The organism is Streptomyces sp. NBC_00878, assembly GCF_026341515.1.
Lineage (GTDB): Bacteria > Actinomycetota > Actinomycetes > Streptomycetales > Streptomycetaceae > Streptomyces.
Window position 1 is genome coordinate 8,259,264 of record NZ_JAPEOK010000001.1, and the last position, 14,501, is coordinate 8,273,764.

The 14,501-nt window shown below is 71.6% G+C and carries 13 protein-coding genes; 6 read left to right on the top strand and 7 right to left on the bottom strand.

The genetic code is table 11. From position 1 onward, the window contains the following. Positions 1–33: 33 nt before the first annotated feature. A complete protein-coding gene (locus OHA11_RS35780) occupies positions 34–984 on the bottom strand; it encodes an endonuclease/exonuclease/phosphatase family protein (protein ID WP_266503402.1) in 951 nt (316 codons plus the stop codon). 147 nt (positions 985–1,131) lie between these two features. On the opposite strand from OHA11_RS35780, the gene OHA11_RS35785 reads away from it, so the two are divergent. The 4 genes from OHA11_RS35785 to OHA11_RS35800 all read left to right on the top strand — a co-directional run bounded on the left by OHA11_RS35785 (position 1,132) and on the right by OHA11_RS35800 (position 5,124). Next, positions 1,132–2,631 (top strand): amidohydrolase, encoded by a 1,500-nt coding sequence (locus OHA11_RS35785; RefSeq protein ID WP_266503403.1) that lies wholly within the window; start codon positions 1,132–1,134, stop codon positions 2,629–2,631. A 150-nt stretch (positions 2,632–2,781) separates the two neighbouring features. After that, entirely contained in the window at positions 2,782–3,969 is a 1,188-nt protein-coding gene (locus OHA11_RS35790; protein WP_266503405.1) for a cytochrome P450, read from the top strand. A gap of 86 nt (positions 3,970–4,055) precedes the next feature. Next, complete coding sequence (locus tag OHA11_RS35795; protein ID WP_266503406.1) at positions 4,056–4,814, top strand: DUF899 domain-containing protein; 759 nt, start codon at positions 4,056–4,058, stop codon at positions 4,812–4,814. Positions 4,815–4,956: 142 nt separating this feature from the next. Beyond that, positions 4,957–5,124, top strand: coding sequence for a hypothetical protein (locus OHA11_RS35800; protein WP_266503407.1), 168 nt, complete (start codon positions 4,957–4,959; stop codon positions 5,122–5,124). A gap of 66 nt (positions 5,125–5,190) precedes the next feature. On the opposite strand, the gene OHA11_RS35805 is transcribed toward OHA11_RS35800, so the two are convergent. The 3 genes from OHA11_RS35805 to OHA11_RS35815 form a co-directional block, all read right to left on the bottom strand. Continuing rightward, a complete protein-coding gene (locus OHA11_RS35805; protein WP_266507678.1) occupies positions 5,191–7,053 on the bottom strand; it encodes an ABC transporter ATP-binding protein in 1,863 nt (620 codons plus the stop codon). A gap of 428 nt (positions 7,054–7,481) precedes the next feature. Next, a complete protein-coding gene (locus tag OHA11_RS35810) occupies positions 7,482–7,937 on the bottom strand; it encodes a hypothetical protein (RefSeq protein ID WP_266503409.1) in 456 nt (151 codons plus the stop codon). 185 nt (positions 7,938–8,122) lie between these two features. After that, positions 8,123–8,845, bottom strand: a complete 723-nt coding sequence (locus OHA11_RS35815; RefSeq protein WP_266503410.1) for an ATP-binding protein — start codon at positions 8,843–8,845, stop codon at positions 8,123–8,125. A 178-nt stretch (positions 8,846–9,023) separates the two neighbouring features. On the opposite strand from OHA11_RS35815, the gene OHA11_RS35820 reads away from it, so the two are divergent. Continuing rightward, a complete protein-coding gene (locus OHA11_RS35820) occupies positions 9,024–9,884 on the top strand; it encodes a helix-turn-helix transcriptional regulator (protein ID WP_266503412.1) in 861 nt (286 codons plus the stop codon). Beyond that, complete coding sequence (locus tag OHA11_RS35825) at positions 9,885–10,148, top strand: DUF397 domain-containing protein (RefSeq protein ID WP_266503413.1); 264 nt, start codon at positions 9,885–9,887, stop codon at positions 10,146–10,148. Positions 10,149–10,276: 128 nt separating this feature from the next. On the opposite strand, the gene OHA11_RS35830 is transcribed toward OHA11_RS35825, so the two are convergent. The 3 genes from OHA11_RS35830 to OHA11_RS35840 form a co-directional block, all read right to left on the bottom strand. After that, positions 10,277–10,993 carry a sulfur transferase domain-containing protein gene (locus tag OHA11_RS35830; protein WP_266503414.1) on the bottom strand — a complete coding sequence of 239 codons (717 nt, stop codon included), beginning with the start codon at positions 10,991–10,993 and terminating at the stop codon, positions 10,277–10,279. Positions 10,994–11,227: 234 nt separating this feature from the next. After that, positions 11,228–12,190: a hypothetical protein gene (locus OHA11_RS35835; RefSeq protein ID WP_266503416.1), complete on the bottom strand. Its 963-nt coding sequence runs from the start codon at positions 12,188–12,190 to the stop codon at positions 11,228–11,230. Further along, the gene (locus OHA11_RS35840) at positions 12,187–14,376 is read right to left on the bottom strand and encodes a PEP/pyruvate-binding domain-containing protein (RefSeq protein ID WP_266503418.1); all 2,190 of its coding nucleotides are present in this window, start codon (positions 14,374–14,376) and stop codon (positions 12,187–12,189) included. Before OHA11_RS35840 ends, OHA11_RS35835 begins: the two co-directional genes overlap by 4 nt. Between the last annotated feature and the right edge of the window lie 125 nt (positions 14,377–14,501).

Sequence of the window (14,501 nt, forward strand, 5' to 3'; positions counted from 1 at the left end):
ATGCCTCAGCCCTCATGCCTCAGGCCCTATGCCTCACGGCTCTATCCGCGCCCACACCGGCGCATGGTCCGACCCCGCCGCGTCCCGCCGCTTTCCCGGGTCCTCGTCGATCGACGGGAGCGGCGTCTCCTGGACCGGTGTCCCCGTCCCTGCCTCGGTGACATGGTCGAGCAGCAGACGGCTGACCAGTATGTGGTCGATCAGTTCGGGACGCCCCGCGTGGACGCGGGAGAAGCGCTGCTTCTCCGGGATGAGCGGCGCGATGTTCCAGAGCCGCGCCGCGTCGCCCTTGTCGGGTCGTTCGAAGCCCGCCGTGCCGATCTCGGAACCGTCCGGGCCTTGCGGGATCTGGGTCGTGGCGGCCGTGACCTCGTCGTTGAGGTCGCCGAGCACGGCCACGTTCCGTTCCTTGCCCTTGCCTTCGAGGAGGCCGTCCGCGACGGTCCGCAGTGTGGTGGCCTCGGCGGCCCGCCGGAACAGGGCGTACGCGCCGTAGCGGGCCCGCTCACCCTCGTCCCGCGGCTGGAACCGCTTGCCCGGGTACGTCAGCAGCTTCGACTTGAGATGGCAGACCGCCACGGTCAGGGTCGTTCCCCGCACGGTTATCTCCGCGGTCAGGATGCCGCGGCCCGTCCGGGAGACCGGCTCACTGTCGTCGTCGCTCTGAACGGCTCGCAGCGGTTCGGGGAAGGCGTTCGTGTCGGTGATCTTCCGTGGTTTCGGGCGGCTGAGGAAGCCGACCCTGATGCCGCGGCTGTCCGGGTGCTCCGAGAGCGCGATGTGCCAGTCGCCGTCCAGCATCTCGGCCAGGTCCTCCAACGCCTCGGGATCGCCGACCTCCTGCACGCCGAGCAGCGTGGGATCGAGCTCCGTGACGACCGACGCCAGGGCGGACAGCTTCGCCTTGTACGCGTCCTCGTCGCGCGGCCCGAAGTCGCCGCCGGGCCGGTACAGATTCTCCAGGTTCCAGGTGCCAAGGAGCATGCCGGGCTCCTTCCCGGACGCGCCTTCCAGGGCCCGCCCGTCGAATGGTGAGGCCAGCGTGCGCGCGAAACCGCCGGGGCGACAGGGCGGGAACAGGATGCGCGGTTCACGTCACTCGACGGCACGATCCCGTCGTACCGTGGCGTGATGACCTCGCCCGAGCCCACGCCCGACGCGACGCCCAACGCCTCTGCTGATGATCGGGCCAACTCGCCCGGCACAAAAGCCCCGGCCGATCTCATTATCACCCGGTGCACCGCCCTGGTGCACGACGATCACGAACAGATCGGCTTCGTCGAGGACGCCACCATCGTCGTACGGGCCGGCCGCATCGAGACGATCACCACCGGCCCCGTGGACCTCTCCGCCGTAGGTCTCTCCGCCGTCGACCACCCCGCCCCGGGTCTCCCCGCCCTCGGTCTCCCCGCCCCCGGTCTCCCCGGTCACCCCGCCGTCGAGCACATCGACGCGCGTGGACAGGTCGCGATGCCCGGCCTCGTCAACTGCCATACGCACGCCCCGATGGTCACCCTGCGCGGCATCGCGGAGGACCTGCCCATCGAGGAGTGGTTCAACGGCTTCGCCTGGCCCATCGAGTCCAACCTCCAGGAGAAGGACGTGGAGTTGGGCGCGCGGCTCGCCTGCGCCGAGATGATCCGGGGCGGCGTCACCTGCTTCGCGGACCACTACTTCTCGATGGACACCGTCGCAGCCGTGACCGCCGAGAGCGGGCTGCGCGCCAACCTCGGACAGGCCTTCTTCTCCTCCCAGGGCGCCGAAGGACGCGAGCAGTCGCTGGACTTCGCCCTCCGCCACCGCGGCACCGCCGACGGCCGCATCACCACGTCACTCGCCCCGCACGCGCCGTACACCGTCGAGGACGCCGACCTCGCCGCCACCGCCCGACTCGCGCGGGAACACGGCCTGTTGGTGCACATCCACGCCTCCGAGAACCGCAACCAGGCCGACACCAGCCTCGCCCGCCACGGCCGCACACCCATCGAGGTGCTGGCCGACACCGGGCTCCTCGACACCGACCTGCTCATCGCGCACGGCACCGGCATCATGGAACGCGACCTGCCCGTACTCGCCCGCGCCACGGGCCGGATCGCCGTGGCCAGCGCGCCCCGGGGCTACCTCAAGTTCGCCTGGCCCACCACCACTCCGGTACGCGCACTGCGCGAGCTCGGCATCCCCGTGGGCCTCGCCACGGACGGGGCCGCCTCCAACAGCTCCCTGGACGTGTGGGAGTCCATGGCGCTCACCGCGCTGGTGCAGAAGTTCACCGAGGGCGACCCGCGCTGGCTGACCTCCCGTCAGGCCCTGCACCACGCCACGCTCCAGAGCGCGCGGGCCGTCGGACTCGGCCAGGAGATCGGCAGTCTCGCGCCGGGCCGCAGGGCCGACATCATCCTCGTCGACGTGAGTGGCCCGCACACCCAGCCCGTGCACGACCTCGCGGCCACCCTTGTGCACAGCGCCCGCGCCGGCGACGTACGCACGACGATCGTCGACGGGCGGGTGATCATGCGCGAGCGCGAGCTGCTCACACTCGATGTGCCGGGAACCGTGCGGGAGATGAACGAACGGATGCCCGCCCTGATCGACCGGAGCCACGGCAAACGGATCCAGGACTACGACACGTGAGCGCTCCGCTGGGTGTGCGGGTGTGCGGGTGTGCGGGTGTGCGGGTATGCGGTTCGTTTTGCTGCGGGCCGGTGGGGGCTCGTCGCGCCCCGCGGCGGAGCCGCAAATGTCCCAGCCCCGCGCCCCTTGAAGGGCGCTTAGGGTGGTCCCATGTCCACTGACCAGGACCTCCTCACCCGTGACCTCCTCACCGACCCGTACGCCGTCTACGACCGGCTGCGCGACACCGCCCCCGTGCACCGCGTCGTCGGCCCCGACGGCAGCCCGGCCTGGCTGGTCACGCGCTACGGCGACGTACGCGAGGCCCTGGCGAACCCGCTCCTCTCGCTGGACAAGAGGCATGCGCTGCCCGGCGGGTACAAGGGCTTTGCCCTGCCGCCCGCCCTGGACGCGAACCTCCTCAACATGGACCCGCCCGACCACACCCGCATCCGCCGCCTGGTCGGACGGGCCTTCACACCGCGCCGCGTCGAGCAACTGCGTGCCCCTGTCAGGCGGACCGCCGACCGTCTCCTCGACGCGCTGGGCCCGCAGGGCAGCGCGGACCTGATCGCCGCCTACGCCGCGCCGCTGCCGGTCACCGTCATCTGCGACCTGCTCGGCGTGCCGGACGAGCACCGCCGCGACTTCCGGACCTGGACCGACGTGCTCGTTGCACCGGACCCGGCCAGGCCGCAGGCCGCCAAGGAAGCCGTCGTGGCGATGCTCGGCTTCTTCACCCAACTCCTCGCGGACAAGCGGAAAGAGCCCGCCGACGACCTGCTCTCCGACCTCATCGCGGCCAGGGACGAGGGCGACCGGCTCAGCGAGGACGAGCTGATGTCACTCGCCTTCCTCATCCTCTTCGCGGGATACGAGAACACGGTGCAGCTCATCGGCACCGCGGTCCTCGCGCTGCTCCAACACCCCGACCAACTGGCCGCTCTGCGCGCGGACCCCAGCCAACTCCCCGCCGCCATCGAGGAGTTCGCCCGCTACGACGGACCCGCCCTGCTCGCCATCCGCCGCTTCCCTGTGGAGGACGTGACGATCGGCGACGTCACCGTCCCGGCGGGCGAGACGGTCCTGCTGTCTCTGGCCGCGGCCAACCGTGACCCCCGCCGCTTCCCGGACGCCGACCGGTTCGACCTCGGCCGCGATACCGCCGGACACCTCGCGCTCGGCCACGGCATCCACTACTGCGTGGGCGCACCGCTGGCCCGCCTGGAGACACGGATCGCCCTGACCGCCCTCCTGGAACGCCTCCCCAACCTTCAACTCGACGGCGACCCGGGCGACCTACGGTGGCGACCGTCCCTCCGCGCCAGAGGCCTGCTCACGCTTCCGGTGACGTACTGAAGAAAAAGAACTTCCGCACCCCACCGATGAGTTCCGCCCCTCCCTCCGGTCCACCCCAGGGAAGGCACCGCACCGAAGGAGGGGCAATGACGCTTCCGCGGATCGTGTCGCGCGACGAGTGGCGCGCCGCGCGTGAGGAACTGCTGGTCAGGGAGAAGGCGGCGACCCGCGCGCGTGACGCGCTGAACGCCGAGCGGCGACGACTGCCGATGGTCGAGATCGACAAGGAGTACGTGTTCGAGGGCGGGGACGGCAAGGCGACGCTGTTCGACCTCTTCGAAGGGCGGCATCAACTCGTCGTCTACCACTTCATGTTCGCGCCGGAGTGGGACGCGGGCTGCCGCAGCTGCTCGGGTTTCGTCGACCAGATCGGACACCTCGCGCATCTGCGCGCGCGGGGCACCGAGTTCGCGGTGGTGTCCGGGGCGCCGTATACGAAGATCCTGCCCTTCAAGGCGCGGATGGGTTGGACGGTGCCCTGGTACTCGGCGTACGGGAGCGACTTCAACCACGACTTCCAGGTGTCGATCGCAGGCGACGTCGGCGACACGGGCGATGACGGCGATGAGGGCGATGAGGGCGATGAGGGCGTCGACAGTGGGGACGGCGGGGAGTCCTACGAGCGGCCGGGGATCAGCTGTTTCCTCCGCGACCGTGAGCGGATCTTCCACACCTACTCGACGTACGAGCGCGGACTCGACGGACTCGGCTCCACCACGAGTCTCCTGGACCTCACCGCCCTCGGCCGACAGGAGGAGTGGGAGCAGCCCGAGGGACGCGCGTCGGTGCTGGGCGCACCCGCGGGCAGCGAGCGCGTCCGGTACCACGACGAGTACGAGGACTGAAGGCCCGTACTCGGTCCGATGTGTGATGAGCGCGTGTCAGCTACGTCTCAGTAACGTCATTTCGCGAGACGTTCACCCCATGATTGGCGTTTAACTCTTCAAGGGCTGCCAAGAGGACAGCGCTACATGGAGGTGCATGGTGGTGAACGGGCGAACAGTACTGGAGCGCTTTCCCGCCGGTGGGCCGCGTGGGTCATGGCCGGCGGAGGAGTTCGCGCAGGCGTGCCGCCTGCGGGGGCAGCACGTGGAGGTCGTGATGGACCTGAACTCGGACGCCTTCCTGGTCATCGTGCGGGACCTCACCGAGTGAGCCGGGCCGACCGCCGAAGCGCTCGGCCCGGCCGCCGAGGGACTCCCCTCGACCGCGCCGAGGGACTCACCCCGCCTTCGGGGCGGGCACCTTCGCCGTGAACTGCTCCGCCTGGAGCGAGTACAGCTCGGCGTAGACCCCGCCCGTGGACAGCAGCTCGTCCGGAGTGCCGGACTCCACGAGGCGGCCCTGGTCGAGGACGTGCACCAGGTCGGCATGGCGCACCGACGCGAGGCGGTGCGTGATGAGGATGACCGTCTGACCGGTACCCGCGAGGGCCCGGATCTTCTCGAAGACCTCCAGCTCGGCGCGGGCGTCGAGAGCCGCCGTCGGCTCGTCGACGACCAGGATCGTGCCCCTCCGGTACGCCGCCCGCGCGATGCCGAGTCGCTGCCACTGGCCGCCCGACAACTCGTGGCCGCCGCTGAACATCCGGGCCAGCAGCGTGTCCAGACCGCGCGGCAGATCGTCCACCACGTCCTCGGCGCCCGCCTCGATGACGGATGTGCGCAGTCGCTCGTCGGTGAGCGGCGCCGACGCCCGGCCGATCGCGACGTTCACCCGGGCCGTGAACGGCCACCTCTTGAAGTCCTGCGCCACCATCGCGATGCGCTCGGCGAGTTGGTGGCGGTCGGCGGTCGCCGCGTCCACGCCGTCCCACATGATCCGGCCGCGCTGCGGTGCGTACAGGCCCGACAGCAGCTTGACCAGGGTGGTCTTCCCGGAGCCGTTCTCCCCGACGAGCGCCACGATCTTGCCGAGCGGCACGCTGAGCGTCAGGTCCGAGAGTGCGGGGCGGGCCGAGCTGCCCGGGTAGGTGAAGGTGACGTTCTCGAAGCGGATCTCGCGCGGCTCCGCGGGCAGCGGCTCACCGCCGACCGGGATCGCGCGCTCGGCCGCCTCGACGTACAGGCGTTGCAGATCCCCGACGAACAGGGCTTCCTCATGGAGGGTGTTGACCTCCAGGACGAGCGTGTCGAGGCTCGCGGAGCCCGTACGGATCGCGATCACCGCCGTGCCCGCCACGGACAGCGCCATCGCCCCGGCCAGCAGCAGCCCGCCGAGCGTCGCGTACGTCGCCACGGTGGCCACACCGGTCCAGGTGGCCGCGATCAGACCGGTCCGCGCCTCCAGGCGGGCGAGCCGGGCCTGTTCCGCCTCCGCGGACTCCGACATCGCGCGGAAGTGCCGCAGCAGGAAGGGGCCGACCCCGTGGACGCGGATCTCCGGAGCGGCGGCGGGCTCGGTGAGCAGACCGCTGATCAGCCGGCCGGCCCGGGCGTGCTGCACCCAGGCGTGGAACGAGGCGTAGCGGCGTCGCGCTATCGTCAGCGCGCTCCACGCGCTCGGCAGCGTCATCGTCACCAGCAGCGGCAGCAGTGCCGGATGCAGGACGGTGAGGACACCGGCCGCCGCGACCAGCGAGATCATCGCGTTCACCACACGCGTGGCGATCGCGATCATCCGCCGGGCGGACGAGGCACCGTACTGCGCCGTGTCCAGCAGCTTGTGGAAGGCCTCGTCCTCGATCGCGGAGAGCTCGACCGCCGCGGCCCGCTCCAGGTACAGCTCCGTCGCGACGCGCTCCACCTTCGGTTCGAGACGGCCCGTGGCGTACGTCGAGGCGGCCCGCAGCAGCGCGGCGAGCAGCATCACCACAGCGACCGTGACGAGCGCGGGTACCGCGTCACGCAGCCGGTCCTGCACCGGGCCGGCCGCCATCAGCCGCCCCAGGACGCTGTTGACGGCGAGCAGACTCACCGCCTGGGCGAGGCCCCGGCCCACCTCCGCGCTCAGCACGATGCGCGCGGCCTGGCGGTCCGCCTGCCAGGCGAGCCGGAAACTGGACGCCAGCAGCGCGGGCAGTCGCGTGACCATGGCCCGGAAGTTCAGCTCCAGAAACGCGTCGGAGTGCTGTGACCAGCCCATGTCGTAGCGCAACGGGCCGCCGAAGAGCAGCCGTTCGGAGTCGGACGGCTCGGCCTCGGCCTCGGTCTTGGCCGCGCCCGGTTTCCCGTTCACGGCTCCCGTCACCTTTGTTGACCCCGTTGACCCCGTTGACCCCGTGGGCCCGGTCGGCCCGGTCTTCTTCGTGGTTCTTGTCTGCCCGGCCTTCTTCGCAGCTCCCGCAGATTCCGCCGGTCCCACCGTGGCCTCCCCCGATCGTGGACGAACGGCCACTATCGCGGCGCGGGACGCCACCGGGCAGGGCGCGCGCCCGTTCCGCCACGGCGTAACCGGAGCACGCCCGGGCGCTTACGACCGCACGCCGTGCAGGGGCACTGATGTTCGGGCACGGAGGTGTGAGGAGGTGCGCGGAGTTCCGTGGAGGTCCGTGGGGTGTGTCGACGTGCGCCTCAGGCGCTGACCGGCCGGGTCCACGAAGGCGGAGTCCCCGTCAACCGGCACAGCGCCAGATAGAGCGGGATCGGCGGCGTGTACGGAAGGGTGCCGCCCGGCTTGTGGATGAGCCCGGGAGGACCGGGCGAAGCGGGTACGAGCGCCCCCGTGGCGTAGTGCGCGGGTGCCGGCCACTCCAGGGCGACGTCGGAGTCGGACGGGACGAGCCACCACCAGTAAGTACTGTCGGCGTACACGCAGCCGACGCGTGGCAGCCGGGGCATCAGCAGCGGGCCGAGTCTCGCGGGCATCGCCACCGCGTCACAGCCCAGCGGCGCCCGCATGCCCTCCGGCACGGTCAGCCGCCGTGACGGCCCGGGGCCGGGCGTCGTCCGTCGGCCGCGCTCCAGTCGGACCAGCGTGTCCAGGCTCAGCACCTGTCGCGCACCGGCCGACGTCGCCCTGACGCCCATTCAGCCCCCGTCCGTCCTCATATGTTCCGAACCATCCGGAAACGGCTGTCGCCGCACCAGCCGGGAAGCCGACTGGAACGACCCAGGTCAGTCAGGTCAGTCGGATCCGTCAGGTCAGTCGGATCCGTCAGGTCAGTCGGATCCGTCAGATGCGTCGGATCCGTCAGTCAGTCGTCAGTCGGTCGTCAGTACCAGTCGTGCCCGGCCGGAGGCGTGTGCGCCCCGATCGGCTCCGCATGCGCGTGTTCCTCGCTCGGCGCCGTACACGCGTCTTTCCCGGTCGGCTTCGTACGCCCGTGATCCGTACGCCCGTGTTCCCCGGTCGGCTCCGCAGGCGTGCGATCCCCCGTCGGCGAGGAGCCGGCTGGGGCCGGCCGGCTCCTCGCACCCCAGCCCAGGTCCGACCGCGGCTCGGCGCCGTTGTTCGCCGAGCGCGGCAGTTCCGCCCAGACAAGCAGTCCGGGTCCGGTTTCCTGGGCGCCCCAGGCGGTGCACACCGCCTCGACGAGAAGCAATCCCCTCCCGTGCTCCTCCTCGGGGCGCTGCGGCGACGGGTGGGGCTCACCCGGCGCACACCCCTCGTCACGCACGGCTATCCGCACCAGGTCCCCGCCGTCCTGCAGCTCGCACACCACATGGCGGCTCGCCGTGTGCACGATGGCGTTGGTGACCAGCTCGGAGACGACGAGTTCCGCCGTGTCGCACGTGTCCGCACAGACCGACCAGCCCGAGAGCCGGGCACGTGTCAGATGTCGGGCCTGGGCCGCGGAGCCCGGGTGTGCGGCCAGCTCGAAGCGGAACCGGCGCTCGGCGGCCGCGTCGGGGCATGCCCCGGCAGCGGCACCAAGACCGAACCGGTCCTCGGCGGCGTCTGTTCCTAAGGGCGCGGGCGGAATCACGCTTGCCACTATCTCCCCGTCGTGAACACTTGGCAAGTGTCACTCTGAAAATTGCAGAGTGCAGTGTTCTGTGCGGTATGGCCATGGCACACTGCTCGCAACAGCACGTGGCGCGGCGTCAGTTGGGTACCCGATTCGGGGCCCGAACGGGCGCCGCCAGGGCTGTCTGGACCCAGTGGAGGTGGACGTGAGCGAGCCGCGGTCCGCACCGACGGTCGGGCAGGTCGTCCTCGGACGGCGCCTGCTGGACCTGCGGGAACGCGCGGGGCTCAGGCGTGAGGAGGCGGCGCGCCTCCTGCGCGTCACCGCCGCCACCGTCCGCCGTATGGAGACGGCCGAGGTCGCGTTCAAAATTCCGTACCTCCAGCTCCTGCTGAAGTCGTACGGCGTCTCCGACGAAGAGGTCCTGGCCTTCGTGGCACTGGCCGAGGAGGCGAACCAGCCGGGCTGGTGGCAGCGCTACCACGACATCCTGCCGGGCTGGTTCTCGATGTACGTGAGCCTGGAGGGCGCGGCCAGCCTGATCCGCTCGTACGAACCCCACTTCGTGCCGGGAGTGCTGCAGACCGAGGACTACGCGCGTGGCGTCATGGAATCCGGCGCCGTCGGCCAGACCAGACCCGAGGACATCGAGCGTCATGTGGCGCTGCGTATGCAGCGCCAGGCGCTGCTGACGCGCGCGGGCGCGCCCCGGTTCTGGGCCGTGATGGACGAGACCGCCGTGCGCCGCCCCATCGGCGGCCCCGCGGTCATGCGCGCCCAGATCGACCGGCTGCTGGAGGCCACGAAGCTGCCCAACGTGACACTGCAGCTCGCCCTCTTCTCTTCGGGGCCGCACGCGGGCACGTACGGGCCCTTCGTGCTGTTCCGATTTGCCATGCCCGAACTTCCGGACATGGTCTACAGCGAGTACCTGACCGGCGCCGTCTATCTGGACGCGCGTAGCGAGGTGGCTACTCACCTCGAGGTCATGGACCGCATGGCGGCCCAGGCCGCCACGGCACATCGCACGAAGGAGATCCTGGTGGATCTCCGCAAGGAGCTGTGAATGGAACGCATCAAGACCCGGATACGCGCCGCGCGGATCTATAACGGCATGCCCGCCAGGGATTTGGGCAGCGAGGGCTGGCACAAGCCGTGGAGCGGGGGCAACGGCGGCAACTGTGTGGAGGCGATGAAGCTGGCCGACGGCCGGATCGCGGTCCGTCAGTCGGCGGACCCGGACGGACCCGCCCTCATCTACACCCCCGGCGAGATGACCGCGTTCATCCAGGGAGCCAAGGCGGGGGAGGCGGACTTCCTGCTCTCCTGAGGCCGCCGGCCGCCCCTTGATCCGCCTCTACCTGTCCCACGTGCTTCCTGTTTCTTCTCTTGACCTTAAGTAGATCCAGTGACCCAATTGATCCAGTTACTCAGTCGATTCACGACCAGGACGTCGATTCACCGCCAGGACCACATGCGCCGGGGCGCGTCCACCAGCCGGCTGACCGCGACCACCGGGAACGGCGGCTGCTCGGCATGGTCTCGGCCGAGACTCAGCGCGTAGTAGATCTGCTCGATCGAAGGCGGTCCGACCGCGAGGTTGCGCCGGACCGCCGCCGACGGGGACACCTGCCCGGCCTGCACGAGATATGCCGCGGCCATCGTCCCCGTACGGCCCACACCCGCCCCGCAGTGCACGAACACCGGCCCCGGGGCCGCACCCACGACGCTCAGGAAGCGTCGTACCTGGTGCGGCGTCGGGGTCTGTCCGTCCCGGATCGGCAGCCGTACGGCATCGAGGCCCGCCCTGCTCGGAGCGGCGAGCTGGGCGGCGCTCAGGTCCTCGGCACGCAGGTCGACGACGGTGCTGAAGCCGAGCCGGGCCAGCTCCCGATAGCCCGCGGGGGAGGGCGCGGCACCCCGCCACACCCCTCCTTCCGCGTCCACGGGCTGGAAGTGGTGGATGCCCTGAACCGCGTGGGTTCCCTCCGGCTCAGGGGTCTGTTCGCGCGTCCAGTACGACAGCGCGAGGATGCCCAGCGCACCGGTCGCCCAGAGGGCGAGATAGCCGAGACCGAGCGCGCCGAGGACGCGCAGGACGGTTCCGCGCGGGGATCTGCGGGAACGGCCGGTCGGCGGCGTGGTGCTGGGCGGGGACGGGGCGACGACAGCCATGGGCGACCCGGAGGCTCGGGGACGAGGGCGAGGGCGAGGGCGAGGGCGAGGGGCGAGGGCGAGGGGCGAGGACAAGAGGCTCGGGCTCGGGGAGGAGGAGCGCCTTGGCATCGTAACCCGGGCCGCTGGGGGAGGAGTTGTCCTGGTACGGCAGGAGTTGCCCGTGCGAGGGAAGGGGGCGGAGGGGCTGGAGTTTCCGACTCAGGTCATGGCGGCGTCCGGGGGCGTTCGTGCTCAGTCGTCGTCCGCGTCCGCGTCGCCGATGCCGACCACCGTGATGTGCGTACGGTCCAGGCCGGTGTCCTCCAGACAGCCGCGCAGCCGCATCCGGTCGTGGTCGGTCAACGCGGGCTGGACCATGCCCGCGAAGAGACCGTCGCCCAGCTCGCCGAGGGAGGCGCGGTTGAGGGGTACGGACGTCGAGTCCCGGCACCGTTCCCAGAGTTGGCGCGCGGCGAGCGACTGCCGCTCGGCGTCCATGTGCGTACCGCGCATGTCGACCCGCAGGAGCAGGGAGGTCGCCTCGGAGTCCTTCGCGTCCTCGTCACGGGTCTGTGTGAGTTGGGCGAGCCCGACGACGAGTGCGCCGAGCAGCGCGGCCCCGACCACGCTCACGACGAGCACACGCGCGGTACGGCCGCGCCGCCGCGAGGCACCGAGCACCGGCAGATCGTCCAGGTCGGCCAAGGCCGCAAAGCCATCCAGGTCGGCCAGGTCGGCCGGGTCGTGCCTGCCGTTCGGATGGGCGCCCCGGGCCGGATCGGGTGCCGCCAGGACGGCGAGTCGCCCGGCCAGCCGCCGCTCCGCCGTGGGCCGGGCCGTGGCCGACGCGATCCGTTGCACGATCCAGGCGAGTCCGGAGAGCAGCACCCCAGTGACCATCAGTACCGGCACGAAGACATACGTACGACTCGTCGGCTCGTCCAGCCAGCGGAACCGGTCGCCCGCAGGCCGGGCCTCCTTCTCCCGCAGCCGCGCCAGCACGTCCTCCTGCCGCCGGTCCGCGTCACGCATCCGCTCCTCGATCCGCGCCAGCCGCCCGAGCAGCACGATCCCGAGCAGCATCACCTCGACGACCAGCAGCAACACCCCGCACAGGATGGCCCGTTGCCACTGCCACCGGTACAGATAGATGACGACGTACGTCCCCGCCCCCGCGGCCGCCGCACCCCCGAAGAAGTAGGCGACGAGCCTCATCGGGGGTCTCCCTGGGCCTGGGGCTGGGGCTTTTGGCTGAGTTCCTGTTCCAGTACCTCTTCCTGTTCCGTTTCCCGTGCCCGTTCCTGTTGCTGTTCCCGCACGTGTACGTCGCCGGTGGTGCCGTCGATCGTGAGGAGGGACCCGGGCGGGAAGCGGCGTACGGCGTCCGTGGCACCGACGACGGTCGGCAGGCCGAACTCCCGGGCCAGTACGGCGAGATGGGACAGCGGGCTGCCCGTCTGCGCGACGAGTCCCGCGAGGCCGGGGAGGAGCGGGGCGAGCGCGGGGTCGAGCGTGCGGACGACGAGTACGGGGTCGGCGGGCCGGGTCCCGGTTCCGTCCCAGGCGGTTCCGGCGGCCCGGCCGCCGGACACGCCCTGACCCGCGCCCGCATCCCTGCCTCGGCCCTTACCCCGACCCTTGCCCGTGGGCCGTTCGGCGACGACCGTGCCGCCCTCCGCGAGCCGGAACGCGTCGGGCAGCGGCGCCGACGCGGCCCGCGGCAGACGTTCCTTGAAGTCACCGGGGAGCCGCCCGTGTTCGACCGCCTCGACGAACTCCCGCCACCGCAGCAGCCGGACCTTCGACACCTCGCCCGGACCGCCCCGTACGACCAGCCGCCGCGCCGCCTCCCGGACGAGCCGCACCTGAAGCTCCTGCACCCAGCGGATACGGAGACGGAGGGCCTCGCGGGGAGGGAGTGGGGGGAGGGGCGCGGCCGAGGCGGCGGGGAGGGCGTCCAGCGCGGGGAGCGTGTCCGTGAGTGTTGCCGGGGAGGTGCCGCCCCGGCGTGCCTCCAGCGTGCCGTCCGTGTCCGCGGGACTCTCCGGAAGCCTCAACTCCCTGCCCAGGCCCGGCGGCACCAACGCCAGCACCACCGGCTGGGCCGCCACGATCCGATCGTCCGGTACGCCGAGAGCGCGGGACTCCGCCAGGGCGGTGAGGGCCGTGCCCGCGGCCGTGGCGCGGGGCGCGGGGAGGAGGGCGCCCGCGAGGGCCTCCTGGGCATGCAGGGAGACCAGGACGGTACGGGTCCAGCGCAGGGCGGAGACGAGGTCGGGCCGGGTGAACCGGTCCGGGGGCGGTGTCTCGGCGAGCCTGCGGTCGACGTCCGCGACGAGGTCCACCACGAGCCCGGGCAGCGCGGACGTCAGGCGGCCCACCCGCCACGCGGCGGCCAGCCGACGGGCACCCGGCGCCGGGTTGAGCAGCGCGAGCCACCGGTTCCGGGGCGGGGCGGCGCCCAGCAGCCGCAGATCCGCCGCGGCCCGCCCGCCGACCGCCGTGACGACCGGAACCGAGCGCAGCCGCCGCCGTGGCGCGGTGCCCCCGATGTCGAGCGCGGCGGCCAGCCCGCGCGCCATCGGGGCCAGCCACAAGTCCTCTTCCAGCGGCTCCAGTTGATCCGGCAAGGTCTCCGCGACCGGTCCGGGACCGAGCAGCCGCGCCCCGCGCGCGGGCCGTGCCGCCATCGCCGTGATCGGCCGGCTCTGGAACAGCCACAGCAGCCCGGCCTCGTCGAACCCGAACTCGATGTCCTGCGGCCCGCCGAAGATCCCGCTGGCCTGCCGCGCCAGCCGGGCCAGGCGACGCAGTTCGGCGGCTCCGAGCAGCCCTTCGAGGTCCTCCGGCTCGGTGCGCAGCAGGCGTCCCCAGCGACTCAACCAGTAGTTCGTGCCGGGCTGTTCACCGCTGACCAGGGAGTCGGGCCCGCCCCGCACCGCACTCACCAGCATCCGGTCCGCCCGCCCCTCCACGGGGTCGGCGCCGAACATCACACCACCGACGCGGGCCGCGAGCATCGGCTGCACCAGCACGGCCATCGGCGCGACGGTGCCGTCGGGCCGCCGCGCCGAGTCGAGGACGGTCCGCACGGCCGCGCGGAACTCGTGCCGGCCCCATACGTTCAGCACGGACGCGAACTGGCCCGCCAGGGACGACTCCTGGGTGTCCTCCTGCGGGGAGGACGACCGTACGACGAGGGGGCGCGTGCCGTTGGCGGAGAGCTCCTGCCAGGCGCGCCGCAGGGCTTCCGGCTCGGCGGCGGCTCTTTCGCCGGTGGCTCCCTCGGTGTGCGGCACGACGAACCCCGGCAGTACCGGGAGCCCCGCGAGCGCGGCGCGTGCGAGATGGGCCGCTTTGGAACCGGCGAACGCGATGCGCGTGGCCCGCGGATCGCTCAAAGGGACCGCTTCCGCGGCGACTTGGGAAGTGCGATGGGAAGCGTGAGCAGACCGGGATTCGAGTGGGTCGCGCATACGGGGGCCGCCGCCCCGCTCATCCCCGTCGCGCGCACCGTCTTCGTGAC

Excerpts from the sequence above, each read along its gene's own strand:
- OHA11_RS35780 (WP_266503402.1), bottom strand. The coding sequence starts at position 984 with ATGCTCCTTGGCACCTGGAACCTGGAGAATCTGTACCGGCCCGGCGGC.
- OHA11_RS35785 (WP_266503403.1), top strand. The coding sequence starts at position 1,132 with ATGACCTCGCCCGAGCCCACGCCCGACGCGACGCCCAACGCCTCTGCT.
- OHA11_RS35790 (WP_266503405.1), top strand. The coding sequence starts at position 2,782 with ATGTCCACTGACCAGGACCTCCTCACCCGTGACCTCCTCACCGACCCG.
- OHA11_RS35795 (WP_266503406.1), top strand. The coding sequence starts at position 4,056 with ATGACGCTTCCGCGGATCGTGTCGCGCGACGAGTGGCGCGCCGCGCGT.
- OHA11_RS35805 (WP_266507678.1), bottom strand. The coding sequence starts at position 7,053 with ATGGGCTGGTCACAGCACTCCGACGCGTTTCTGGAGCTGAACTTCCGG.
- OHA11_RS35810 (WP_266503409.1), bottom strand. The coding sequence starts at position 7,937 with ATGGGCGTCAGGGCGACGTCGGCCGGTGCGCGACAGGTGCTGAGCCTG.
- OHA11_RS35825 (WP_266503413.1), top strand. The coding sequence starts at position 9,885 with ATGGAACGCATCAAGACCCGGATACGCGCCGCGCGGATCTATAACGGC.
- OHA11_RS35830 (WP_266503414.1), bottom strand. The coding sequence starts at position 10,993 with ATGGCTGTCGTCGCCCCGTCCCCGCCCAGCACCACGCCGCCGACCGGC.
- OHA11_RS35835 (WP_266503416.1), bottom strand. The coding sequence starts at position 12,190 with ATGAGGCTCGTCGCCTACTTCTTCGGGGGTGCGGCGGCCGCGGGGGCG.